Raw genomic sequence first — 23934 nt, forward strand, 5'->3', positions numbered from 1 at the left:
GGTTTAAAGGTACTTATTTTTTTGTTGAATTTACCAAATTCTAACACGATCTTCTGGTTTTAAGTACATGTTATCTCCTTCCTTAACATCAAAAGCTTCATAGAAAGCATCAACATTTTTAAGAGGCATGTAGGCTCTATATTTTCCAGGAGCGTGTGGATCTGTCATGATTTGGTTTTTTAAAGCTTCATCACGTACTTTAGTTCTCCAAATTGTTCCCCAAGAAAGGAAGAAACGTTGCTCAGGAGTATAACCATCAATGTTTTCAGGACGACCATTCTTTTCTAAGAAAATTTGTAATCCTTCATAAGCAGCTTGTACACCACCTAAATCACCAATATTTTCACCTAAGGTAAATTCACCATTTAAGTTCATACTGTCAATAGCAACAATGTCACTAAATTGTTTGATTAATTTAGAACCAGCTTCTTTAAATTTTTCTGAATCTTCTTCAGTCCACCAGTTTTTTAAGTTTCCATCACCGTCAAAACGAGCACCAGAATCATCAAAACTATGTGAAATTTCGTGACCAATAACAGCTCCAATTCCTCCATAATTTACAGCTTCATCAGCTTTGTAGTTGTAGAAAGGAGGTTGTAAAATTGCTGCTGGAAAAACGATTTCGTTGTTTACTGGGTTAAAGTAAGCATTTACTGTTTGAGGAGACATTCCCCACTCAGTTCTATCTACTTCTTTACCTAATTTAGCCATATCTTTTTCAAAGTTCCATTTACGAACGTTTACAGCGTTATCAAAGTATGTACCTCCTTGCTCTAATCCTTTTACTTTTAAAGTAGCGTAATCTTTCCACTTATCAGGATATGCAATTTTAACAGTTAATTTGCTTAATTTTTCTAAAGCTTTTTCTTTAGTTTCAGCACTCATCCAAGGTAATTGCGCAATACGTTTTTCAAAACCTAACATTACGTTATCAATCATTTCCTTAGCTTTTTGCTTTGCTTCTGGCGGGAATTTCTCGTCAACATATAATTTACCTAAAGCTTCACCAATTGCACCATTTAAATTAGCTAAAGCACGCTCATTTCTTGGTTTTTGTTGTTTAGCCCCACGCATTTCTTTGCTATAAAACTCCCAATTAGCTTTTTCTAAATCGGTAGATAATAAACCTAATGAGTTGTTAATTGCATTCCAACGTAATACTAATTTAACATCTTCAATAGGAGCATTTTTTAATACTTCGTTCATAGCTTTGAAGTATTTAGGATCGGTAACGATAACTTTTTCAAGACCTTTAGTTCCATCTAAACCATCAAGATTAACACCAATTCCTTTTAAATGTGCTTCCCAATCAATTACTGGAGCTAATTCAGATAATTCAGCAATAGTCATAGGATTGTACATTTTACGAGTATCTCTACGCTCTTCTTTAGTCATCATTGGCTCAGCTAAACTTTTTTCAAAAGAAACAATAGTTGCTGCATTTTTCTTAGCCGTTGCTTCGTCATCACCAAATTCTTGTAACATATTCGCTACAAATACTTGATATTTTTCAAGCTTGTCTTTTACTTTTTCGTCTACGTAGTAGTCTCTAGATAAACCAAGTCCACCAGCACCCATATAACCAGCATTCATGCTACTGTTTTTAAGGTCGTTAAATACCCCAAAACCGTAAAAACCACCACCACCGTAAGGAGCCATGTTGGTAATATATGTTTGTACGTCGTTTAAGTCTTTAATTTCCTCGATTTTTTGAAGAAAAGGTTGTAAAGGTGCTTTACCAGCGTTGTTTCTAGCTACAGTATCCATGATAGTTTCGTAGTAGTTTACCGCTTTTTCTTGATCAGAATCTATTTCGTTTCCTTCAGCATCTTTTATTTTTTCGAAGTTTCCTTCTTCAATCGCTTTGTTTAAGATAGCTAAGACATCTTTAGTAGTGGTTTTTCTTAATTGATTGAATCCTCCCCAAGAAGTTTCATCAGCTGGAATTTCAGTTTTATCAACCCAAGAACCGTTTACATATCTAAAGAAATCGTCTGTTGGTTGTACCGAAGTATCCATGTTTTCTAAAACAATTGCCTGTACTTTTTCTTCAGGCTTTTTGTCTGTTTTACAAGCAACGACCCCTAAAGAAGCAACTGCAGTTGTAAACAACATTTTGTGAATGGTTTTCATTTTTTGTGATTTTTGATTGAATCTTATATTTAACAAACTACCTCGAGGTTTTGCCTCGAGGTAGTAAATTTACTCTAATAAGAGTGTTTTTTTATAAAAGTGTTACAGTTTTTAACTCTTTATTTCTGATTTTTGAGCATTTGGTAACGATTCAAACCCCATATTGAATAAAGTGAATCCGAAAATATCAGCATATTGCTCAATAGTTTTAGCTACAGGAGTTCCTGCACCGTGACCCGCATTTGTTTCAATTCTGATTAATACAGGATTATTTCCTTGTTGCTTGTCTTGTAATTCAGCAGCAAATTTAAAACTATGTGCAGGTACTACACGATCGTCATGATCACCTGTAGTTACCATTGTTGCAGGATATTGAACACCATCTTTTACGTTGTGTACTGGTGAATATCCTTTTAAGTAATTAAACATTTCCTCACTTTGTTCAGAAGTTCCGTAGTCATAAGCCCAACCCGCTCCAGCAGTAAAGGTGTGGTAACGTAACATATCTAATACTCCAACAGCAGGTAACGCTACTTTCATTAAATCAGGACGTTGTGTCATCGTAGCCCCTACTAATAATCCTCCGTTTGAACCACCTCTAATAGCTAAATAATCAGAAGAAGTATAGTTTTCTTTAATTAGGTATTCAGCAGCAGCAATAAAATCGTCAAATACGTTTTGCTTTTTTAACTGCGTACCTGCATCGTGCCATTTTTTACCATACTCTCCACCACCACGTAAGTTTGGTACAGCGTATACACCACCTTGTTCCATCCAAACAGCATTAGCAATGCTAAAACTTGGAGTTAAAGAAACATTGAATCCACCGTAACCATATAAAATAGTTGGGTTTTTACCATTTAACTCTAATCCTTTTTTATAAGTAATAATCATAGGAACTTTAACCCCGTCTTTTGATGTATAGAATACTTGCTTGCTTTCATAGTCCTCTGCGTTGAAAGAAATAGCAGGTTTCCAGTATAATTCATACGTTCCGTCTTCTGGATTAAATTTGTAAGAAGAACTTGGTGTGTTGTAGTTTGTGAAAGAGAAATATAATTCTTTAGCCTCAGTTTTTCCACCGAAACCACCAGCAGTTCCTACGCCTGGTAATTCAACCTCACGGATTAATTTTCCGTCAAAATCGTATTGTACTACTTTAGAAACAGCATCTACCATATATTTAGCAAAGAAATATCCACCTCCAGTAGAAGGAGATAATACATTTTCTGTTTCAGGAATAAAGTCTACCCAGTTTTCAGGTGTTGGGTTTGTAGCATCTACAGTAACAATCTTTTTGTTAGGAGCATTTAAGTTAGTAACTAAGTATAATTTACTTCCTCTACTGTCTATTACACCGGTATCGCTATCAAAATTGTCAATGATAGGAGTTAACTTACTATTTGGATCCGTTAAATCTTTTATGAATAACTTGTTTCCAGAAGTTGAAGTTGAAGCAGAAATTAATAAGTATTTATTATCTTCAGTCAAGTAACCACCTACATAACGGTGCTTTTGTTCAGGAGTAGCTCCAAAAATAACTTCATCAGAACTTTGAGGAGTTCCTAATTTATGGTAGTATAATTTATGTTGATCAGTTTTTGCTGATAACTCACTTCCTTTTGGCTTATCGTAGCTAGAATAGTAGAAACCTTCGTTTCCTTTCCAAGCAATTCCAGAGAATTTTACATCAACTAAAGTATCTCCTTTAATTTCTTTAGTTTCAGCATCCATTACAATTACCTTTCTCCAATCACTTCCTCCTTCAGAAATAGCGTAAGCTACTGTTTTTCCATCTTTAGTAAAACTGATTGACCCTAATGAAGTAGTTCCATCTTCAGCAAAAGTATTAGGATCTAAGAAAACTTCTTCTTTCCCGTCTTTATCTTTTCTATAGATAACGTATTGGTTTTGTAATCCGTCATTTTTATAGAAATAAGTATAATCTCCTTCTTTAAATGGCGTTCCTACTTTTTCGTAGTTCCATAATTCAGATAAACGCTCTTTTAATTGTTCGCGATAAGGAACTTTACTTAAATAATCGAAGGTAACTTCATTTTCAGCCTTTACCCAAGCTTCGGTTTCAGTACTTCTATCATCTTCTAACCAACGGTAGTTGTCAGTTACTTTGGTGCCAAAGTATTCATCTACCACAGGCTTTTTAGCTGTTTCAGGGTAATTCACACTAATATTGTTTTTAGATTGCTTTTCTTCTTTACAAGAAACTAAAATTGCTCCTGCACAAATAATGGGAAGAAGGATTCTTTTCATGATTTAAAAATTGGTTAATTGGATCAAATTTAGAAGAAAAACGATCATAACAATTCATTTTAAGACGAATTTAACAAAAATACCACTGAAAGCTATTGAAATAAAAACGACTACCTTTACATAAATATAATAGATAAACATGACAGAGAATTTAAATAAAGAAACGTTCTTTAAGAGGGTTTTTAACTATGAAGAGAATAAAGAGTGGAAGTTTGAAGGAGAAATTCCAGCAATTATTGATTTTTATGCTGATTGGTGTGGACCATGTAAAGCTTTGGCTCCTGTTTTAGAAGAGTTAAGTGCAGAGTATGAAGGAAAAATCAATATTTATAAAATAGATACTGAAGCTGAACAAGAATTATCAGCTGCTTTTGGTATTAGAAGTATTCCATCGATGTTATTTTGTCCAGTAGGAGAAGATCCACAAATGGCTCACGGAGCGTTGCCAAAAAAACAGATAGAACAAATTATTTCAGATGTGTTAAAGGTTGAAAAATAAGTCCTTTTTTACACTAAAAAGAGAAGTTAAAAAGTGATGCAATTTGCATCACTTTTTTTATGTGTAAACATCAAATAAGAAACTCAGTGAGTATCACTGTTTAAGCGATTTTTTGGTTTTTAAGTGGTTGTTTTTAAGTTTTTTATAAAAAGAGAGAGTTTTCTTAAAATCAAGTAAAAAAATCATTTTGTTAAAAACTTCAAGGGATTTGTGAATAAGTATAGCTTTCAATTTTTAGCAATTTTTTCAATCTTTGTTTCTCCCTCAGGCGATAAAAAAATAACACACTAAAAGAGCTAAAGAAAGCATGGCATCTATTGAACCAATTTTACAAGAAAATAAAGACAGATTTGTAATTTTTCCAATCCAACATAACGATTTATGGGAGTGGTATAAAAAGCAACAAGCTTGTTTTTGGACTGCAGAAGAAATTGATTTACATTCAGATTTAAACGACTGGAATACCAAGTTAACAGATGATGAGCGTTACTTTATTAAGCACGTTTTAGCATTTTTTGCAGCATCTGATGGAATTGTAAATGAAAACTTAGCAGAAAACTTTGTAAATGAAGTTCAGTATTCAGAAGCAAAATTCTTTTATGGTTTTCAAATTATGATGGAGAATATTCATTCTGAAACCTATTCATTATTAATTGATACCTACATTAAAAATGAAGAGGAGAAAGACAGGTTGTTTAAGGCAATTGATGTTTTTCCTGCCATTAAAAAGAAAGCTGACTGGGCATTAAAATGGATTGAATCTGATTCGTTTGCAGAGCGTTTAATTGCTTTTGCTGCGGTAGAAGGAATTTTCTTCTCAGGATCATTCTGTTCAATTTTCTGGTTAAAGAAACGTGGGTTATTACCTGGGTTAACCTTCTCTAACGAGTTAATTTCTCGTGATGAGGGTATGCACTGTGATTTTGCGGTACACTTACATAACAATCATTTAGTAAACAAGGTGCCAAAAGAAAGAATTAAAGAAATAATCATTTCTGCTTTAGATATTGAAAGAGAGTTTATTACTGAATCACTTCCAGTGAGTTTAATTGGTATGAACGCAACTTTAATGACACAATATTTAGAGTATGTAACTGATAGATTATTACTTGAATTTGGTTGTGAAAAAGAATACGAAGCAACTAATCCGTTTGATTTCATGGAAATGATTTCATTAGAAGGAAAAACTAATTTCTTCGAAAAAAGAGTATCAGAGTATCAAAAAGCCGGAGTAAAATCAGGCGGTACAGGAAGCATCAGCTTTGATGCAGATTTTTAGGAACCAATAAGCTGCAATTCCCCTACATGCAGTATTACTCAGCTAAAGCACTTTAAACGTGCTTTAGCTTATATATCGTTTCAACAAGAAACAAACTAAAATTAACATTTTACAAGTTGCCTAACGAAGCATGTTTTGGCGACGCTATTAACCAACTAAAAACCAATATCAATATGTATGTAGTAAAAAGAGACGGCAGAAAAGAGCCTGTGATGTTCGACAAAATCACAGCAAGGGTTAGAAAAATGTGTTACGGATTAAACAATATCGTTGATCCGGTTAAAGTAGCAATGCGTGTTATTGAGGGATTGTATGATGGGGTAACTACTTCTGAATTAGATAATTTAGCGGCTGAAGTAGCTGCGACAATGACAACTGCGCACCCAGATTATGCAAAACTAGCAGCAAGAATTGCCGTATCTAACTTACATAAAAACACTAAGAAGTCATTTTCTGAAACAATGACCGATTTGTATGAATACATCAATCCGCGTACAGGAAATAAAGCGCCATTATTAGCTGATGATGTATATAAAATCATCATGGATAATGCGGATAAATTAGATTCGACAATTATTTACAGTCGTGATTTTAACTACGATTATTTTGGTTTTAAAACATTAGAGCGTTCTTATTTATTAAAGTTAAACGGAAACATTGTTGAGCGTCCACAACAAATGTTAATGCGTGTTGCTATTGGTATTCACAAAGAAGATATTGATGAAGCGGTTGCTACATACGAATTGATGAGTAAAAAATATTTTACCCATGCAACACCAACCTTATTTAACTCAGGTACGCCAAAACCACAAATGTCTTCTTGTTTCTTATTACAAATGCAAGACGATAGTATTGATGGAATCTACGATACGTTAAAGCAAACTGCTAAGATTTCTCAATCTGCAGGAGGTATAGGGTTGTCTATTCACAATATTCGTGCAACAGGATCATACATTGCAGGTACTAACGGAACATCAAATGGTATTGTACCAATGTTACGTGTTTTTAACGATACTGCTCGTTATGTAGATCAAGGAGGAGGAAAGCGTAAAGGTTCTTTTGCAATGTATTTAGAGCCTTGGCATGCTGATATTTATGACTTTTTAGACTTAAAGAAGAACCACGGTAAAGAAGAAATGCGTGCGCGTGATTTATTCTATGCTATGTGGATTTCTGATTTATTCATGAAACGTGTGCAGGAAGATGGTGAATGGACGTTAATGTGTCCACACGAATGTCCTCATTTATACGATACCTATGGTGAAGAGTTTGAGCGTTTATATACAGGATATGAAGCTGCTGGTAAAGGTAGAAAAACGATCAAAGCACGTGATTTATGGGAGAAAATCTTAGAATCACAAATTGAAACAGGTACTCCGTACATGTTATATAAAGATGCAGCAAACCGTAAGTCAAATCAAAAGAATTTAGGAACTATCCGTTCTTCAAATTTATGTACTGAGATTATGGAATATACTGCGGAAGATGAGGTAGCAGTATGTAACCTAGCATCGATTGCAATTCCAATGTTTGTTGCAGAGGATGAAAACGGAAACAAGTTCTTCGATCATCAAAAATTATTTGAAGTAACTAAAAAAGTTACACGTAATTTAGATACAGTAATCGATCGTAACTACTACCCAGTAAAAGAAGCTGAAAACTCAAACTTCCGTCACCGTCCGGTAGGATTAGGAATTCAAGGGTTAGCAGATGCTTTTATCATGTTACGTTTACCATTTACTTCTGAAGAAGCAAAGAAATTAAACCAAGAAATTTTTGAAACCTTATATTTTGCCGCAGTTACTTCATCTATGGAAGTTGCAAAAGCAAAAGGAGCTTATTCAACATTTGAAGGATCACCAATGTCGCAAGGAGAATTCCAACATAATATGTGGGGAATTAACGATGATGAATTAAGTGGTCGTTGGGATTGGGCGAAGTTGCGTAAAGAAGTGAAAAAACACGGAGTTCGTAACTCTTTGTTAGTAGCGCCAATGCCAACTGCATCTACTTCTCAAATTTTAGGAAACAACGAAGCATTCGAACCATATACTTCTAATATTTATACTCGTAGAGTATTATCAGGTGAGTTTATCGTGGTAAACAAACACTTATTAGAAGATTTAGTAGAGTTAGATTTATGGGATAACAATATGAAAGAAGATATTATGCGTGCAAACGGATCTATCCAACATATTGATGCTATTCCACAAGACTTAAAAGATTTATACAAAACGGTTTGGGAAATGAGTATGAAAGATATTATTGATATGGCACGCCATAGAGGATATTTTATCGATCAATCTCAATCGTTAAACTTATTTATGCAAGATCCAGACTTTGCTAAGTTAACGTCAATGCACTTCTACGCTTGGAAATCTGGATTAAAAACAGGAATGTACTATTTACGTACAAAATCTGCGGTAAACGCGAAGCAATTCACGTTAAATGTAGAAAAGAAAGAAGAAGACAAGCCAATGAGTACAGATGAATTTAAAGCGATGGTAGAAGCTTCTAAAAACGCAGAGGGACCAGACGATTGTTTAATGTGTGGATCTTAAGAATTAGTTTTAATTATTCATTAAAGATTGCTGAGCGCAGTCGAAGCAAAATTAAAAGTGATAAAGAGAAGTCGAAAGGCTTCTCTTTTTTGTATTTTCGAAAAAATTTATTTGATAATGAACTGGGAACAACTCCTTTCTTTAAAACGTTTTGGTGATACCCAAAAACGTGAGCGTGCAAAACAAGACGAAACTCGTTTAGGTTTTGAGGTAGATTTTGATAGAATTATCTTTTCATCGGCTTTTCGTAGCTTACAAGATAAAACACAGGTAATTCCGCTATCTAAAACTGATTTCGTTCATACACGTTTAACACATAGTTTAGAGGTTTCTGTTGTAGGTAGAACTTTAGGTCGTAGAGTAGGAAAGGAGCTATTAGAGCGTCATCCAAATTTAAAAGAGTTAGGGTATACCTTTAACGATTTTGGAGCAATTGTAGCTGCTGCATCAGTAATGCACGATATTGGGAATCCGCCATTCGGTCATTCAGGAGAAAAAGCGATTGGTGAGTATTTTAAAACAGGTAAAGGACTTCAATATAAAGAGCAACTAACCGATTTAGAATATCAAGACTTAATAGATTTTGAAGGGAATGCCAACGGATTTAAAATCCTTACAGAAAGCAGAGAAGGTATTGAAGGAGGTTTACGTTTGTCGTATGCAACCTTAGGAGCGTTTTTAAAGTATCCAAAAGAGAGTCTTCCAAAGAAACCAACCAAACATATTGTCGATAAAAAATACGGCTTCTTTCAGTCTGAAAAAACTGCTTTTTCTGAGATTGCTGAAGATTTAGGTTTGTTAAAAAAAGAATCTGAAGGAGTTTCTTATTATCGTCATCCATTAGCGTATTTGGTAGAAGCTGCGGATGATATTTGCTACACAATTATTGATTTTGAAGATGGAATAAACCTTGGCTTAATTGAAGAAGATTATGCTTTAGAATACATGATTAAGTTGGTAAAAGACACGATTGATAGTAAAAAATACCATTTATTACAACATCAAAAAGATCGTGTAAGTTATTTGCGTGCTTTAGCAATTGGCGTGTTAATAAATGAAGCTGTTACTATCTTTTTAGAAAATGAAGAGGCTATTTTAAACGGAACTTTTGATAAAGGATTATTAGACAAGTGTAAATATGAAGCACAGATTAACGATATCATCAAAATAAGTGTTGATAAAATTTACCGAAGTAAAGAAGTGGTTGAAAAAGAAGTAGCAGGTTATAAAATTATTGCTGATTTGCTAGATGTTTTTGTAACTGCACTTAATAATAAGTTTGAAAACAAACAGTCAAACTACGATAAGTTGGTATTAAATTTACTTCCAGAGGAATACCAACAAGAGAGAGAAAATTTATATGACAGAATTATGCAAGTGTGTAGTTACATTGCAGGCTTGTCTGACGGATATGCTATTAGATTACATAGAAAATTAATGGGATATATTAGTTAGAAAATGTTAAATAGTTGGTTTTTTGATTGAAATTTAACGGGTTTAACATATTATTGTTAAAAACAGTTAGGGTAAAGTAAAAACTGCCTGTTATACTAGTCATTAACCACTTTATTATGAATAAAAAAATATTTTTTTTTAGCTTTTTAATAATAGCTATGTGTGTTGTTGTTTTTAAGGTTAAAGACATCAATGAAACAGAGATTGATAAACTAAGAAAACAGCATGCAGAATTTTTACAAAATCACCCTTTTCAAAAAACGGGAGAACTTCTAAAAAAGAAGAGAAAGTCACAAGGATTACCTCCCAATGCTTATTTTGAACAAAAGTATTTGAGTGAAATAAACCCTAATACGGGAAGAACTCATAAAGAAAACGTTTACCAACTTCAAGAAGAACTTAATAGACGTAGAATAGGACGTAAAGTTCCTGGTGATGCCGACAATGCTTGGGTAGAAAGAGGACCAGATAATGTTGGAGGAAGAACGAGGGGATTGATTTTTGATCCAAATGATACCACTAATGAAACTGTTTTTGCAGGAGGAGTAAGTGGTGGTTTATGGAAAAACACTAATATTTCTAATTCAGAATCAACATGGACTCGAGTAGGAATTCCAGAAAATTTAGCTGTATCTTGTATAGCAGTTGATCCAAATAATTCTCAAATTTTTTATGTAGGTACTGGTGAATCGTATGTAAACGGAGATGTAAACGGAGATGGTTTATGGAAATCTACAGATGCAGGTAATTCTTGGACTAGGATTTTAGGTGGAATTACAGGAGGATCTTTTTTTGATACAAATTCTAAATTAACAATTAATTCCCCAACGGGAATAGCAAGAGATTATGTAACAGTATTAACAACCGCTTTTGGAGGAGACATTACAACCGATATAACTAGTAATTTAGTTTTAGTTAATGATGGAGTTGGTACAACAGAAGACGGATGTGAAACAATTATAAATACTGAAGATCTAAATGGTAAGATAGCAGTTATAAGAAGAGGAACATGTAATTTTTCATCTAAAGCAAAAAAAGCTCAAGATGCTGGAGCAATTGCTGTAATTATAGTTAATAATGTAGATGAACCTCCATTTAATATGGCAGCAGGAGAAGGTGCAGAAAGTGTTACTATACCCACGTTAATGATTAATAAGAAAGATGGAGAAGCAATAATGACAGCAATTTCATCTGGTGTTGTAAATGGAACTTTAATTAGAACTAAAGACAATGCTATAAATGCAACTATTGTTCCTGGTATTCAGCATATTAATGATGTTGTAGTAAGGGACAACTCAGGAGTGTCAGAAGTGTATATAGCGGCTGGAGAAGCTGGATATACAGGAGGAGTTTCGTTGGGAGGTGATAAAATAGGGGTGTATAAATCGACAGATGGCTCAACTTTTACTAAAGTAAATTTTCCTAAAACATTAGCAGGAAATGACTATGAGCCTAATAATTTAGAAATAGCTTCAGATAACTCTATCTATGTAAGTACAACAAGTAGTTTTGCTTTTGGAGATGGAGGAGGAACGATTTTAAAGTCTGAAGACGGTGATAGTTTCAATATAGTATATTCCATAGAAAATGGATTAAGAACAGAAATAGCATTATCACCATCAAATAAAGGGACAGTATATGTTCTTACACAAATTAATGATTCAGATAATCCAGTAAAAATATTAAAAACGACTGATGATTTTGCCACGGTTAATATTATGGCTCTTCCAAATGATGCGGATACCGATATCGATGCAAATGATTTCACAAGAGGTCAGGCATTTTATGATTTATTGATTAAAGTTGACCCATTGAATGAAAATACGATTTATGTTGGAGGGATAGACTTATTTAAATCAACTAATGGAGGAGTTTCTTGGGGACAGTTGTCTCATTGGTATGGAGGGTTTAGTAAGCAATATGTACATGCTGACCAGCATGGTTTAGCGTTTGCTTCTTCTTCTAATAGAATGGTTTTTGGAAATGATGGCGGAGTTTATTTTTCTAATAATTCAGGGGTTACTATATCAGAAAGAAATAACAACTATAATACAGTTCAGTTTTACACTGTTGGTGTTGCTCCAACAACAGCGTTTAATGGTGAAGAGCATTTTTTAGCTGGAGCTCAAGATAATGGTACTCAGTTAATTAAAAAAGCTGCTGAAGGAATAAATAGTGCAGAAAGAGTTTTTGGAGGAGATGGGGCTGCAAGCTTTTTTGATACAGATGGGAAAGATAAATATTATATTGTTAATTACGTATATAATCAAGCAATTGAACTAACAAATTTAGCAACAAACAAAAAAATAACTATTAATGAAGAAGACTCAGCGAATGGGGACTTTATTAATCAAGAAGAACTAGATTCAAATCTTAATATTTTATATTCAAACTATTCTTCAGCAACAGCTTTTTCAGTGATGAGATATTTAAATATCTTATCTATACCCGCAAAGAAGAAACTAACTCACACGCTTATGAATGCTGAACCTTCTGCTTTAAAAATATCTCCTTATAGTAAAGAATCTAGTAAGTTATTTATTGGGTTGAAAAATGGAAAATTATTAAAGGTGGAGAATGCAAATAAAGGAGATGGAACTTGGTCAGAAATAACAGGAGATCTATTTTTAGGGTCAGTTTCAGACATTGAATTTGGAGAAACAGAAAATCAAATATTTGTTACCATGCATAATTATGGAGTAAAAAGTATTTGGTATTCTAATGATGGAGGGGCCAATTGGGTAAGTAAAGAAGGAGATTTACCAGACATCCCTGTAAAAGCAATATTACAAAATCCATTAAGCATTAATGAAGTTATTGTTGGGACAGATTTAGGTGTTTGGAAAACAAAAAATTTTAATGATGCTTCACCAAATTGGACTCAATCATACAATGGTATGAGTAATGTGCCTGTTTTAGATTTAGATTTACGTGATGATAATACTGTTTTTGCAGCTACTTATGGTAGAGGTATTTTCTCTGGAAAATTTACTTTCGACCCTAATGGAGATGCAGACGGAGATGGTGTGCTAAACGGAAATGATAACTGTCCTAATACTGCAAATTCAGATCAAGCTGATATTGATAATAATGGAATAGGAGATGTGTGTCAAGATACAGATGGAGATGGTGTTTTAGATATTGATGATAACTGTCCTAACACAGCAAATCCAAATCAAACAGATATTGATAATAATGGAATAGGAGATGCGTGTCAAGATACCGATGACGATGGCGTGATGGATGATGTGGATAACTGTTTAACTACTAAAAATCCAGATCAAGCAGATACTAACGGTAATGGTATAGGTGATGTGTGTGATACGAGTTATAAGAATGCAGATAACATTTCTGTTAAAACAATTTCAGAAACTTGTGTTGATCAAAACGATGGAAAAATAGTAGTAGAGGTAAAACAAACCTATATAAGTTATACAGTAACTGTTAAAGGAACTTCAACAGATGTGACTAAGCAATTAACAACTACTTCAGTTATTTTTACTGATTTAGCTCCAGGAACTTACGAAGTATGCGTAAAAGTTAATGATAGAGATGATTATGTTCAATGTTATGAAGTTAATATTACAGCATCTAATCCAGTAGCATTAAGATTGACTAAAAATAAAGCATCTCAAAACTATACGGTTAGTGTAACCTCAGGAACTGCTCCATATACGGTATATTTAAATGGAAATATACTTGACACCTTTACTACAGCAACATTTGATGTAACTGCTAAAAATGGTGGGGTTTTAGAAGTTAAAACAGCAAAGGTATGTGAAGGAAAACTGACTGAAATAATTGATAATATTTTCTTAAAAAGAAACCCAGTTTCAGAAACTATAGATTTGTTATTACCTGATAATGCACCATCTCATTTAGAAGCTAAAGTATATAATGTAAGAGGAAAATTGATTCTTGAAGGAAGGTTTGAAAAACAAGGAAACGAACTGTCAATCCCTTTTAATGGATTTAATTCAGGAACGTACATGCTTAAAGTAGGAAATGATAACACAAACACATTTAAAGTTTTAAAACGATGAAAAAAGTAATAAAAACAATCGCCTTATTTTCACTTCCTTTATTTGTGGCGTGTGGTGGTGGAAGTAAAGAACCAGTAAATGAAGCACCAACTACTGTAAATTTAGTGTACCCTACACAAAACTTATTGTGTATAGACAATAGCATTAAGTTTGATTGGAGTGATGCTACAGACGCAAATGGAGATAATATTAGTTATAAAGTAGAAATCTCAAAAAACAGAGAGTTAACTAATATAGCTAAAACACAAATAGTAACTACTTCTCAGGTTACTATTGCTTTAGAAAAAGGAGAAGCATATTATTGGAGAGTTACTGCAGTAGATAATAAAGAGAAACAAGGTGAGCCTTCATCAGTATTTGCTTTTTATACTAAAGCAGAAGGAGAAAGCAATATAGCACCTTTTACGGCAGAAATAGTTAAACCAACTGATGAAAGTACAGTTGAGGGCACTACTGTTACTTTAGAATGGAAAGGAGCCGATTCTAATACAGGAGACACCTTAACTTATGATGTTTATTTTGGTGAAGATGTAATTCCAACAACGTTAAAAGCAGAAGGTAAAAGCACCACTAGCGTTGAAGTAATTGTAGAATCAGGAAAGACATACTATTGGAAAGTAAATACAATTGATAATGCAGGAGCAAAATCGATTGGGCAAATATGGAGTTTTACAGTAAAATAAAACAAGAGTTTAGAATATAAAACGACGCTATTTAGCGTCGTTTTTTTTGTGTTTAACTTATTTTTTCAAGTGTTTCTCAGCTACTTTTTCAAGTTCATCGTACCAATTTTGGCCAAATTTTCTAATTAAAGCTTGTTTTACAAATTTGTATACAGGTACTTGTAGTTCTTTTCCTAAAGAGCAAGCATCATCACAAATTTCCCATTTATGATAGTTTACAGCAGCAAACTCACTATAGTCTTTTACCCGAACAGGGTATAGGTGACAAGAAACAGGTTTTTTCCAATCTACAATTCCCTGATTGTATGCTTCTTCAATAGCACATAAAGCAGTTCCTTTATCATCAAAAATAACATAAGCACAATCGGCATCATTGATTAAAGGAGTTTCTAACTCTCCAAAATCACTAGTTATCCAAGTTCCTTGTTTTTCAATAGCCTCAATACCTTCTTTGCGTAAAAAAGGTTTAATTTTAGGATAAATTTCTTCCAATATTTTGGTTTCTTCTTTTTCTAACGGAGCACCTGCATCACCATCAATACAACAAGCACCTTTACAGGCAGATAAATTGCACACAAACTCTTTTTCTATAAGATCTTCTGAAACGATGGTTTTTCCTAATTGAAACATAAAATGTATTTAAAGTTGGAAGTTTATATGACTTCACGTAAATTTAAATGCAAAAATACTAGATTGTAACATTACTTATATAATTTTGCACACGAAAAACATCAACTATGAACTTTAACTTTAAAGAAATTTTTACAGCCTTTATGGTATTATTTGCGGTAATTGATATTGTTGGAAACATTCCAATTGTTATTGATTTACGTAAGAAAGTAGGACACATTCAATCAGAAAAGGCTTCTGTTATTGCAGGGTTTATTATGATTTTATTTTTATTCGTCGGACAACGATTACTAAATTTAATTGGAATAGACGTCCATTCTTTTGCTGTTGCAGGATCGTTTATCTTATTTTTTATAGCCTTAGAAATGATTTTAGGGATCACATTATATAAAGAGGATGAAGGACAAGCATTAAATGCAACAGTTTTTCCGTTAGCATTTCCATTAATTGCAGGTCCAGGTAGTTTAACAACCTTACTTTCATTACGTGCAGAATTTAATCTTGAAAATATTATTGTAGCGGTTCTATTAAATGTAATCGTAATTTATATAGTATTAAAAACATCGGCAAAAATTGAACGAATAATAGGTCCAAACGGAATTAATATTATTAGAAAAATATTTGGGGTTGTTTTATTAGCAATTGCGGTTAAGTTATTTGCTGCCAATATAAAAATGTTATTAGCATAAAATGAGTTTTGACGCACTAGTTGTTGGAGGAGGTGTATCTGGGATGCAATGCGCCTTAGTTTTGGGATCTGCATTAACTAAGGAATATGCAAAAGGTAAGAAAGTTGGAGTTATCATGCATCAAAGAGCTTCTCACTTGCAAGATGCTTTATTTAATAATGTTTTAGGTTTAACTCCAGGAACTTTAGGTAAGGATATTTTAGAGGAAGGAAAAAAACAGCTAGAAGAAATCTATCCTGAAGTTATTCAAATTGAGAATGAAAAGGTAGTAGCAGTTTTACATGAAGATGAAGGGTATAAAGTAATAACTAATAAAGGAGAGTATATTAGTAAAATGGTAGTTATTGCATTAAACTATTCAAAACCATTTGAAATTGCTGGTTTAGAGCAATATGTAGAAAAACATATACGAGCTAATGCAATGAAAGACAGAATACAATTACGTAATTTTAACCATTTGATTAAAGACGGTTTGTATGTTTGCGGAACACTAGCAGGTTGGCGAAGTCAGTTTGCTATTGCTGCTGGAAGTGGAGCAAGTGTTGCAACAGATATTTTAACGGTATGGAATGATCATATACCAACTAAGGTACACGATAAAAATAAAAAGGAATAATTATTAATAGTAGTATATTATGAAGAGAATAGTTGGACTCATAGCAATGTTAGCATTGTTTGTGAATTGTGGTGGTAACGACAATGAAATTGTATCACCAGTAGAAGATAAAGTAATTGCAGTAAGTGATTCTTTTGAAGCAGAAGAAAATTTAGCGGTTGTATTGCCTAGTTTTTTAGAAAATGATACTTATACTCAAGGTAAGATAGAAATATCATTTGAGACTTCTACTGCAAGAAATGGAAGTATTACAAGAGCAAATAATGAATTTACCTATACACCTGTATATGGTTTTGTAGGAGTTGATTCTTTTAAATATACTATTTGTAGTACCATTACACCAAGTAACTGCTCTACAACAACTGTAATTATTAACGTTAAAGAGTCGTCTTCAGGTAATTTAGGAAGTTTTAATATTCCGACAGAGTTGGCAGCATATTATAAAAATGTAGACTTTACTCTAACTAAAGGAGATTTAAAGGATGCGTTGGCAATTACTGTTATTGGTTCTCATACAACGTATTTAGATTATACTCCTGGTGTATGGGATGTATTGAAACAAGCTGATTTAGATCCTAATGATAATAGCAAAGTAGTTTTAATTTATGGTTATGATGATACTGATGCTAGCCTTGTAAACGATAAAACTCGTGATAAAGATGCTAATGGAGGTAATTCAGGTGATTGGAATAGAGAGCACGTGTATCCTAAATCATTAGGAACACCAAACCTTCAAGAGTCTGGTCCAGGTGCAGATGCGCATCACTTAAGACCTTCTGATGTTACATTTAATTCTCAACGAGGTAATAAATTATTTGCAGCTGGTTCAGGTAATGCTGGTGATGTATCAGGAAATTGGTACCCTGGTGATGAATGGAAAGGCGATGTTGCTCGTATGATGATGTATATGTATTTACGATATGGGGACAGATGTTTGCCTAAAAATGTAGCCGTAGGTTCTACAGTAGCTTCTGACAGTAATATGGTTGCTTTGTTGTTAGAATGGAATGCTGACGACCCTGTGTCTGATTTAGAAATACAACGCAATAATGTAGTTGCTAATAAACAAGGAAATAGAAATCCATTTATTGATAATCCGTATTTAGCTACTCTAATATGGGATGGTAGTGAAGCGGATAACATCTGGAAGTAACGATTTATTTTTAATATAATTGAAAAGCCTGAGCATCTTGCTCAGGCTTTTTTGATTTTGTAATAGATAGTCCCCCACAGATTATCATATTGTAATCAATGGTGGCAAATGTATTTTCTTTTTAAGTTTACAGAACGGAAAAAGGCACAAGCGTAATAAATTGAAGAATAAGTGAAATTAATATAATTGAGCATAAAAAAACCGAAGCATTTGCTTCGGTTTTTTATCTATAATAAAGTCTTATCCTTTAAAACTTGCTTTTAAGAACTCAGAGTTCATACGAGCAATGTTTTCTAAAGAAATTCCTTTTGGACATTCAACCTCACAAGCTCCAGTGTTGGTACAGTTACCAAAACCTTCTAAATCCATTTGAGCTACCATGTTTTTAACACGTTCAGTAGCTTCTACTTGTCCTTGTGGTAATAAAGCATATTGAGATACTTTAGCTCCTACAAATAGCATTGCAGATGAGTTTTTACAAGTAGCTACACATGCACCACAACCAATACAAGTTGCAGCATCCATTGCTTTATCAGCATTTTCTTTAGGAACTAAAATAGCATTCGCATCAGTAGTGTTACCAGAGGTGTTTACTGAAATATACCCTCCAGCTTGTTGAATTCTTTCAAAAGAACTTCTGTCAACTACTAAATCTTTAATTACAGGGAACGCAGCAGCTCTAAATGGCTCAATTGTAATTGTATCACCATCGTTAAACATACGCATGTGTAACTGACAAGTAGTTACGCCACGGTCTGGTCCGTGTGCTTCACCGTTAATATACATTGAACACATACCGCAAATTCCTTCACGACAGTCGTGGTCAAATGCTACTGGCTCTTCACCAGAGTTTACTAGTTGTTCATTTAATACGTCCATCATTTCTAAGAAAGACATATGCTCAGAAATATCGGTCACTTTATATTCGACCATTTTTCCTTTATCACTTGCGTTTTTTTGACGCCAAATTTTAAGTGTTAAATTCATAATTCTCTCTTATTTATATGAACGTTGTTTTAATTCAATATCGTTAAACTCTAATTCTTCTTTGTGTAAAACAGCATCAGCTGGTTCTCCTTTGTATTCCCAAGCAGCTACGTAAGCAAAGTTTACATCATCACGTTTAGCTTCTCCTTTTTGAGGTCCATCTAATTCAACAGACTCTTCTCTAAAGTGTCCTCCACAAGATTCAGTTCTGTTTAAGGCATCTTTAGCAAATAATTCTCCTAACTCTAAGAAATCGGCTACTCTTCCTGCTTTTTCTAATTCTGGATTCATTTCGTTAGCAGCTCCAGGAACTTTTACGTTTTTCCAGAAATCTTCACGTAACTCTTTAATTTCAGCCATCGCTTCTTTTAAACCTTGCTCGTTACGTGCCATTCCACATTTATCCCACATGATTTTTCCTAATTTCTTGTGGTAGTAATCTACAGAATGCTCTCCGTTATTGTTAATGAAGAAATCAATACGATCTTTAACCGCCTTTTCAGCTTCTTCAAATTCTTTTGTTTCAGTTGATATTTTTCCTGTACGGATATCGTTAGATAAATAATTACCAATTGTATAAGGTAATACGAAGTATCCGTCAGCTAAACCTTGCATTAAAGCAGAAGCTCCTAAACGGTTTGCACCGTGATCAGAGAAGTTTGCTTCACCAATAGCATAACAACCAGGAATAGTCGTCATTAAGTTATAATCTACCCAAATTCCACCCATTGTATAGTGAGTTGCAGGATAAATCATCATCGGTGTTTTGTATGGATTGTCATCTACAATCTTCTCATACATTTGGAATAAGTTTCCGTATTTAGCTTCTACAATAGCTTCACCTAATTCAGTGATTTTAGTTGCAGAAGGGTTTTCAATACCTTTTAATTTCGCTTGCTCTTTACCGTAACGCTCAATTGCCGATTTAAAATCTAAATACACAGCTTCACCAGTAGCATTTACACCGTAACCAGCATCACAACGCTCTTTTGCAGCACGAGAAGCTACATCACGAGGTACTAAGTTACCAAAGGCAGGATATCTTCTTTCTAAGTAGTAATCTCTATCTTCTTCAGCGATTTGAGTTGGCTTTAATTTACCTTCTCTAATTGCTAATACATCTTCCATTTTCTTCGGAACCCAAATACGTCCGTCATTACGTAACGATTCAGACATTAAGGTTAACTTAGACTGGTAGTCTCCTGAACGAGGAATACATGTTGGGTGAATTTGTGTATAACAAGGGTTCGCAAAGAATGCTCCTTTCTTATGAATTTTCCAAGCTGCTGTTGCGTTAGATCCCATTGCGTTGGTTGATAAGAAATATACGTTTCCGTATCCACCAGAAGCAATTACTACAGCGTGTGCTGAGTGACGCTCAATTTCACCAGTAACTAAGTTACGAGCAATAATTCCACGTGCTTTTCCATCAACAATAACAACGTCTAACATTTCATGACGATTGAACATTTCAATCTTACCACGAGCAATTTGACGGTTCATTGCTGAATAAGCTCCTAATAATAACTGCTGACCAGTTTGTCCTTTCGCATAGAAAGTACGAGATACTAATACCCCACCAAACGAACGGTTATCTAATTGTCCACCATAATCACGAGCAAAAGGAACACCTTGCGCTACACATTGATCAATGATGTTTGCAGAAACCTCAGCTAAACGATAAACGTTAGCCTCACGAGAACGGTAATCTCCACCTTTTACAGTATCATAAAATAAACGGTAAAAAGAATCACCATCTCCTTGATAGTTTTTTGCTGCGTTAATACCTCCTTGTGCTGCAATTGAGTGCGCACGACGAGGAGAATCTTGGTAAGCAAATGCTTTAACGTTGTATCCTAATTCTGCTAAAGTTGCACAAGCAGAACCACCTGCTAAACCAGTACCTACTACAATTACGTCAATTAAACGCTTGTTAGCAGGGTTTACCAAGTCGATTTTATCTTTATAAGTTGTCCACTTATCTTTTAATGGACCTTTTGGTATTTTTGAATCTAAAATTGCCATATTTAAGTGGTTTTATTAGTGGTTGAAATGGTGGAATAATGCGATGATGATAAATCCTGCTGGAATACCAATAGCATATATTTTACTAAATGTTTTCAACCCTCTAGTATATTTGTTATTTGCTCCAACTGATTGGAATGCAGAGCTAAATCCGTGTAATAAGTGTAATGCTAAGAAAACAAAAGCAATTACATAAGCACCTACTCTAAGTGGATTTACAAATTTGTGTTGTAACTCGTGGAAGTATCTAAACTCTCCATCGTGTAAACCACTCCAATCACCTTGAATGAATTTGGTGTTGATTTCTGGAAACCAAAAATCGATAAAGTGTAAAACAATAAACGCTAAAATAGCGGCTCCACTATAAATCATGTTTCTACTCATCCAAGTAGAGTTCGCAGCTCCGTTATTTTTAGCATAACTTACTTTACGTGCACTGTTGTTTTTCATTTCTAAGATGAATCCCATTACAAAGTGAAAAACAACGCCAAAAATTAAGATCGGTTGCATTACATACTGTACCAAGCCGTTAGTTCCCATAAAATGAGATAGTTTGTTGAATGTAGCTCCGTTGTCTGGAAAAATTGAGGTGATGTTAATTGCAAAATGTTGTAATAAGAAAAACATCAGGAAGAATGCCGAAAGTGCCATGGCAAATTTTCTTCCAATAGAAGATTTTAGTAATCCGCTCATTATTTTGTTGATTGATTAAATAATAGCACAAATTTAAGCGGAACGCATTACTTGAACAAACTTTACGAATTGTTTTCTTAAATATTTAGAATCGGTTTAAATAGAAGAATGTTTTTGTTAAAAAATGTTATTAATATTAGGGAAATAACTGTTTTTTTGTTGATTATTTCAGTCCATTTCTTTTTTTAGTTAATAATTTAACAAAATAAATTATGTGTTTTAAAAACATCAGATCTGTTAAAACCCCAGCTAAGTTATTTTAACTAAAATGATACCGTCTTAAAATTGTATTTTTAAGCTAAAAATAGTTTTTTAAGCCATATTTTCTGAAAGTTAAATTAATTCTTGGATTTAGGTATTCAGGGTTTATGGGTAAACTATGTTCGTAGTATTTTTGACAATTATCTTTCATAACTAGTAAACTTCCATGTTGTAAAAGAAGTTGGTTTTCTTCTTTTGTTTGTTTTTCTCTAAGAGAAAATATGCGTTCTTCACCTAAACTAATTGAAGGAATGATATTAGTATCTCCAAAAGCGACTTCATCTGAGTGGTATGCTACGCCAGAATTACCATCAGGGTAAAAAATACAAACACAAGTTTGAAATTTTTCATTGGTATAATTTTCAACTTTTTCTTTTATTGAAAGCATATACTCTGGCCATTCCATAGTATTTCCCCAGGCAGATTTAGGAAAAGCATTTTTTTCTATTAAATCTCGATCGAGAAACATCATTTTGCCAAAATTATACTTCACAATATCGCCAGTAGGAAGTTTCATTTCCATCATTTTTGTAAGTTCCGAGTGTTTTTTTAATAGTTGAAACAACTTTGTTGCATTTTTTTTAGTCAAGAAACTAGGATTGTAACTAATGAACGTGTCAATTTTAGTAGCCATTTTTATATTAATTAATAGTCAGGTTTAGTATAGAAGCTAGCTCCAAGGGCTTTTCTAACGGAATCATATGACCGCAATTTTTAATGGTAATATTCTTTCCGTTTTTAGTTGTTTGTGCAAACTCTTTTACTTTTTTGGGGTTGATAAGTGCATCATTTTCCGCAGTAATAAAAAGTATAGGAATGTTTAATTTTAAAACTTCTTGTGAAATATTTATTCTAGATGAAGTAGCTTTTAACTGACGTAATAATACTTCTTTTCCTAAATCTACATCCATTTTTTTGATGATGGAAACAATCTTGGAATTACTGTGATTATCAGGGTGTAGAAACTGTTGAATTCTTGCTTGTGAGATTCCTTTATAGTTGTGTTTTTCTAAAAATTCAATGGTACTTTTTCGTAGTTGAATTTCTGAATCACTCAATCCATCAGTGTTGGCGGCAACTATAATTAGTTTTTTTACTTTTTCAGGATGGTGTACCGCAAAGTTCATAGCAGAAAATCCGCCTAAAGAAAATCCTACAATTGTAGCTGGAACTTCAATATGATTTGCAATAATTGTATTGATTTCTTCAAAAGAGTTTGCAGGAGTAATATCAATGTGGATAGGGAATATGTTTTCTAATTTCGGAAACACAAATTGCCATAAATCTACCGTACACATCGTACCTGAAATAAAGTATACTTTTTGCATTTATTGGTTGTAATTAGAGTTTATTAAGCATTTATTGTTTTTCCATTTTCCTTTGAGAGACTCATCAGAAATAATTTTATCATCACAAGTTAAAAAATTTCCTTTTGGGTCTTTTTTGATGACTTTCAGCTTTCCTTGATGAATGGCGTTGATTACTCTGTAAATTAACCCATTTTTAGGGAGTTTTCCATTTTCCTCAGAAAGAGACAATCCAATTTCATTATTAAATAAATCCATTTCCGAAGAAATTTCATCAGGAACAATACCGTCTTCTAATTGTTGTTTTTTAAAAGTTTGATAGTTTTCTTTTTCGTGAGTTCTTCCAAGAGATCGAGCCGCATTTTTTCCTATTTCTTGTTGTAATAAAGCCATCCAAAAAGCATGACGAAACGCATCTACTTTTCCACCAGAATAATCACCATCTAACAAGGGAGAAACTCTTATAGAGTCACTTACTCTTAATGCTTCACGTGAAACAATTAAGGCTTGTTTAGCCTTGAAAGGGTGGAGTAGCACCCACTTTTTTTTAGGTGAGGATAGCTTTCCGAATTCTTGCCAATTAGATTGTGTATATGACGAAACACCTATTAATAAAAAGACAAGAAGTAGTATTTTCTGCAACAAAACA

Annotated in this window: 18 protein-coding genes; 9 read left to right on the forward strand and 9 right to left on the reverse strand. The window is 33.5% G+C overall.

Features of this window, described 5'->3' with window-relative positions:
- Positions 1 to 30 precede the first annotated feature (30 nt).
- Positions 31 to 2133: a M13 family metallopeptidase gene (locus ACKTSU_RS00185; protein WP_408034330.1), complete on the reverse strand. Its 2103-nt coding sequence runs from the start codon at positions 2131 to 2133 to the stop codon at positions 31 to 33.
- Positions 2134 to 2244: 111 nt separating this feature from the next.
- Positions 2245 to 4404 carry a prolyl oligopeptidase family serine peptidase gene (locus tag ACKTSU_RS00190; RefSeq protein WP_408034332.1) on the reverse strand — a complete coding sequence of 720 codons (2160 nt, stop codon included), beginning with the start codon at positions 4402 to 4404 and terminating at the stop codon, positions 2245 to 2247.
- A 139-nt stretch (positions 4405 to 4543) separates the two neighbouring features.
- Here ACKTSU_RS00190 and trxA point away from each other — a divergent pair, with 139 nt between their 5' ends.
- The 6 genes from trxA to ACKTSU_RS00220 all read left to right on the forward strand — a co-directional run bounded on the left by trxA (position 4544) and on the right by ACKTSU_RS00220 (position 14924).
- The gene (gene trxA / locus ACKTSU_RS00195) at positions 4544 to 4903 is read left to right on the forward strand and encodes a thioredoxin (RefSeq protein WP_408034334.1); all 360 of its coding nucleotides are present in this window, start codon (positions 4544 to 4546) and stop codon (positions 4901 to 4903) included.
- Positions 4904 to 5210: 307 nt separating this feature from the next.
- The gene (locus tag ACKTSU_RS00200) at positions 5211 to 6182 is read left to right on the forward strand and encodes a ribonucleotide-diphosphate reductase subunit beta (RefSeq protein WP_408034336.1); all 972 of its coding nucleotides are present in this window, start codon (positions 5211 to 5213) and stop codon (positions 6180 to 6182) included.
- Between the two features lie 173 nt (positions 6183 to 6355).
- Positions 6356 to 8743: a ribonucleoside-diphosphate reductase subunit alpha gene (locus ACKTSU_RS00205; RefSeq protein ID WP_408035316.1), complete on the forward strand. Its 2388-nt coding sequence runs from the start codon at positions 6356 to 6358 to the stop codon at positions 8741 to 8743.
- Positions 8744 to 8860: 117 nt separating this feature from the next.
- The gene (locus tag ACKTSU_RS00210) at positions 8861 to 10198 is read left to right on the forward strand and encodes a deoxyguanosinetriphosphate triphosphohydrolase (protein WP_408034337.1); all 1338 of its coding nucleotides are present in this window, start codon (positions 8861 to 8863) and stop codon (positions 10196 to 10198) included.
- Between the two features lie 116 nt (positions 10199 to 10314).
- Complete coding sequence (locus ACKTSU_RS00215) at positions 10315 to 14241, forward strand: thrombospondin type 3 repeat-containing protein (RefSeq protein WP_408034338.1); 3927 nt, start codon at positions 10315 to 10317, stop codon at positions 14239 to 14241.
- Positions 14238 to 14924 carry a fibronectin type III domain-containing protein gene (locus ACKTSU_RS00220; protein WP_408034340.1) on the forward strand — a complete coding sequence of 229 codons (687 nt, stop codon included), beginning with the start codon at positions 14238 to 14240 and terminating at the stop codon, positions 14922 to 14924. The genes ACKTSU_RS00215 and ACKTSU_RS00220 overlap by 4 nt, the downstream gene beginning before the upstream one ends.
- 57 nt (positions 14925 to 14981) lie before the next feature.
- On the opposite strand, the gene ACKTSU_RS00225 is transcribed toward ACKTSU_RS00220, so the two are convergent.
- Positions 14982 to 15554: a DUF3109 family protein gene (locus ACKTSU_RS00225; protein WP_028891575.1), complete on the reverse strand. Its 573-nt coding sequence runs from the start codon at positions 15552 to 15554 to the stop codon at positions 14982 to 14984.
- Positions 15555 to 15661: 107 nt separating this feature from the next.
- Between ACKTSU_RS00225 and ACKTSU_RS00230 the strand changes: the two genes are divergently transcribed.
- From ACKTSU_RS00230 to ACKTSU_RS00240, 3 genes are read left to right on the forward strand one after another with little or no spacing between them, the layout of a single operon-like run.
- Positions 15662 to 16243 (forward strand): MarC family protein, encoded by a 582-nt coding sequence (locus ACKTSU_RS00230; protein WP_408034342.1) that lies wholly within the window; start codon positions 15662 to 15664, stop codon positions 16241 to 16243.
- 1 nt (position 16244) lies between these two features.
- Positions 16245 to 16859, forward strand: a complete 615-nt coding sequence (locus ACKTSU_RS00235) for an NAD(P)/FAD-dependent oxidoreductase (protein ID WP_408034344.1) — start codon at positions 16245 to 16247, stop codon at positions 16857 to 16859.
- A 19-nt stretch (positions 16860 to 16878) separates the two neighbouring features.
- The gene (locus ACKTSU_RS00240; RefSeq protein ID WP_408034346.1) at positions 16879 to 18012 is read left to right on the forward strand and encodes an endonuclease; all 1134 of its coding nucleotides are present in this window, start codon (positions 16879 to 16881) and stop codon (positions 18010 to 18012) included.
- 240 nt (positions 18013 to 18252) lie between these two features.
- Here ACKTSU_RS00240 and ACKTSU_RS00245 read toward each other — a convergent pair whose 3' ends face one another.
- From ACKTSU_RS00245 to ACKTSU_RS00270, 6 genes are all read right to left on the reverse strand, one after another.
- On the reverse strand, positions 18253 to 18999 hold the full coding sequence (locus ACKTSU_RS00245) for a succinate dehydrogenase/fumarate reductase iron-sulfur subunit (RefSeq protein ID WP_408034348.1): 747 nt from the start codon (positions 18997 to 18999) through the stop codon (positions 18253 to 18255).
- A gap of 9 nt (positions 19000 to 19008) precedes the next feature.
- A complete protein-coding gene (locus ACKTSU_RS00250) occupies positions 19009 to 21024 on the reverse strand; it encodes a fumarate reductase/succinate dehydrogenase flavoprotein subunit (protein WP_408034350.1) in 2016 nt (671 codons plus the stop codon).
- Positions 21025 to 21039: 15 nt separating this feature from the next.
- Positions 21040 to 21717 (reverse strand): succinate dehydrogenase cytochrome b subunit, encoded by a 678-nt coding sequence (locus tag ACKTSU_RS00255; RefSeq protein ID WP_408034351.1) that lies wholly within the window; start codon positions 21715 to 21717, stop codon positions 21040 to 21042.
- A gap of 298 nt (positions 21718 to 22015) precedes the next feature.
- Positions 22016 to 22612 carry an alpha-ketoglutarate-dependent dioxygenase AlkB gene (locus tag ACKTSU_RS00260; protein WP_408034353.1) on the reverse strand — a complete coding sequence of 199 codons (597 nt, stop codon included), beginning with the start codon at positions 22610 to 22612 and terminating at the stop codon, positions 22016 to 22018.
- A gap of 7 nt (positions 22613 to 22619) precedes the next feature.
- Positions 22620 to 23306 carry an alpha/beta fold hydrolase gene (locus ACKTSU_RS00265; protein ID WP_408034354.1) on the reverse strand — a complete coding sequence of 229 codons (687 nt, stop codon included), beginning with the start codon at positions 23304 to 23306 and terminating at the stop codon, positions 22620 to 22622.
- Complete coding sequence (locus tag ACKTSU_RS00270) at positions 23307 to 23927, reverse strand: DUF6973 domain-containing protein (RefSeq protein ID WP_408034355.1); 621 nt, start codon at positions 23925 to 23927, stop codon at positions 23307 to 23309.
- Positions 23928 to 23934: the final 7 nt, after the last annotated feature.

This window comes from Tenacibaculum aestuarii, from assembly GCF_964510395.1.
Classification (GTDB): domain Bacteria; phylum Bacteroidota; class Bacteroidia; order Flavobacteriales; family Flavobacteriaceae; genus Polaribacter; species Polaribacter aestuarii.

Bases quoted from the DNA above. Each gene is read 5' to 3' on its own strand.
- ACKTSU_RS00185 (WP_408034330.1), bottom strand. From the start codon at position 2,133: ATGAAAACCATTCACAAAATGTTGTTTACAACTGCAGTTGCTTCTTTA.
- ACKTSU_RS00190 (WP_408034332.1), bottom strand. From the start codon at position 4,404: ATGAAAAGAATCCTTCTTCCCATTATTTGTGCAGGAGCAATTTTAGTT.
- trxA (WP_408034334.1), top strand. From the start codon at position 4,544: ATGACAGAGAATTTAAATAAAGAAACGTTCTTTAAGAGGGTTTTTAAC.
- ACKTSU_RS00200 (WP_408034336.1), top strand. From the start codon at position 5,211: ATGGCATCTATTGAACCAATTTTACAAGAAAATAAAGACAGATTTGTA.
- ACKTSU_RS00205 (WP_408035316.1), top strand. From the start codon at position 6,356: ATGTATGTAGTAAAAAGAGACGGCAGAAAAGAGCCTGTGATGTTCGAC.
- ACKTSU_RS00210 (WP_408034337.1), top strand. From the start codon at position 8,861: ATGAACTGGGAACAACTCCTTTCTTTAAAACGTTTTGGTGATACCCAA.
- ACKTSU_RS00215 (WP_408034338.1), top strand. From the start codon at position 10,315: ATGAATAAAAAAATATTTTTTTTTAGCTTTTTAATAATAGCTATGTGT.
- ACKTSU_RS00220 (WP_408034340.1), top strand. From the start codon at position 14,238: ATGAAAAAAGTAATAAAAACAATCGCCTTATTTTCACTTCCTTTATTT.
- ACKTSU_RS00225 (WP_028891575.1), bottom strand. From the start codon at position 15,554: ATGTTTCAATTAGGAAAAACCATCGTTTCAGAAGATCTTATAGAAAAA.
- ACKTSU_RS00230 (WP_408034342.1), top strand. From the start codon at position 15,662: ATGAACTTTAACTTTAAAGAAATTTTTACAGCCTTTATGGTATTATTT.
- ACKTSU_RS00235 (WP_408034344.1), top strand. From the start codon at position 16,245: ATGAGTTTTGACGCACTAGTTGTTGGAGGAGGTGTATCTGGGATGCAA.
- ACKTSU_RS00240 (WP_408034346.1), top strand. From the start codon at position 16,879: ATGAAGAGAATAGTTGGACTCATAGCAATGTTAGCATTGTTTGTGAAT.
- ACKTSU_RS00245 (WP_408034348.1), bottom strand. From the start codon at position 18,999: ATGAATTTAACACTTAAAATTTGGCGTCAAAAAAACGCAAGTGATAAA.
- ACKTSU_RS00250 (WP_408034350.1), bottom strand. From the start codon at position 21,024: ATGGCAATTTTAGATTCAAAAATACCAAAAGGTCCATTAAAAGATAAG.
- ACKTSU_RS00255 (WP_408034351.1), bottom strand. From the start codon at position 21,717: ATGAGCGGATTACTAAAATCTTCTATTGGAAGAAAATTTGCCATGGCA.
- ACKTSU_RS00260 (WP_408034353.1), bottom strand. From the start codon at position 22,612: ATGGCTACTAAAATTGACACGTTCATTAGTTACAATCCTAGTTTCTTG.
- ACKTSU_RS00265 (WP_408034354.1), bottom strand. From the start codon at position 23,306: ATGCAAAAAGTATACTTTATTTCAGGTACGATGTGTACGGTAGATTTA.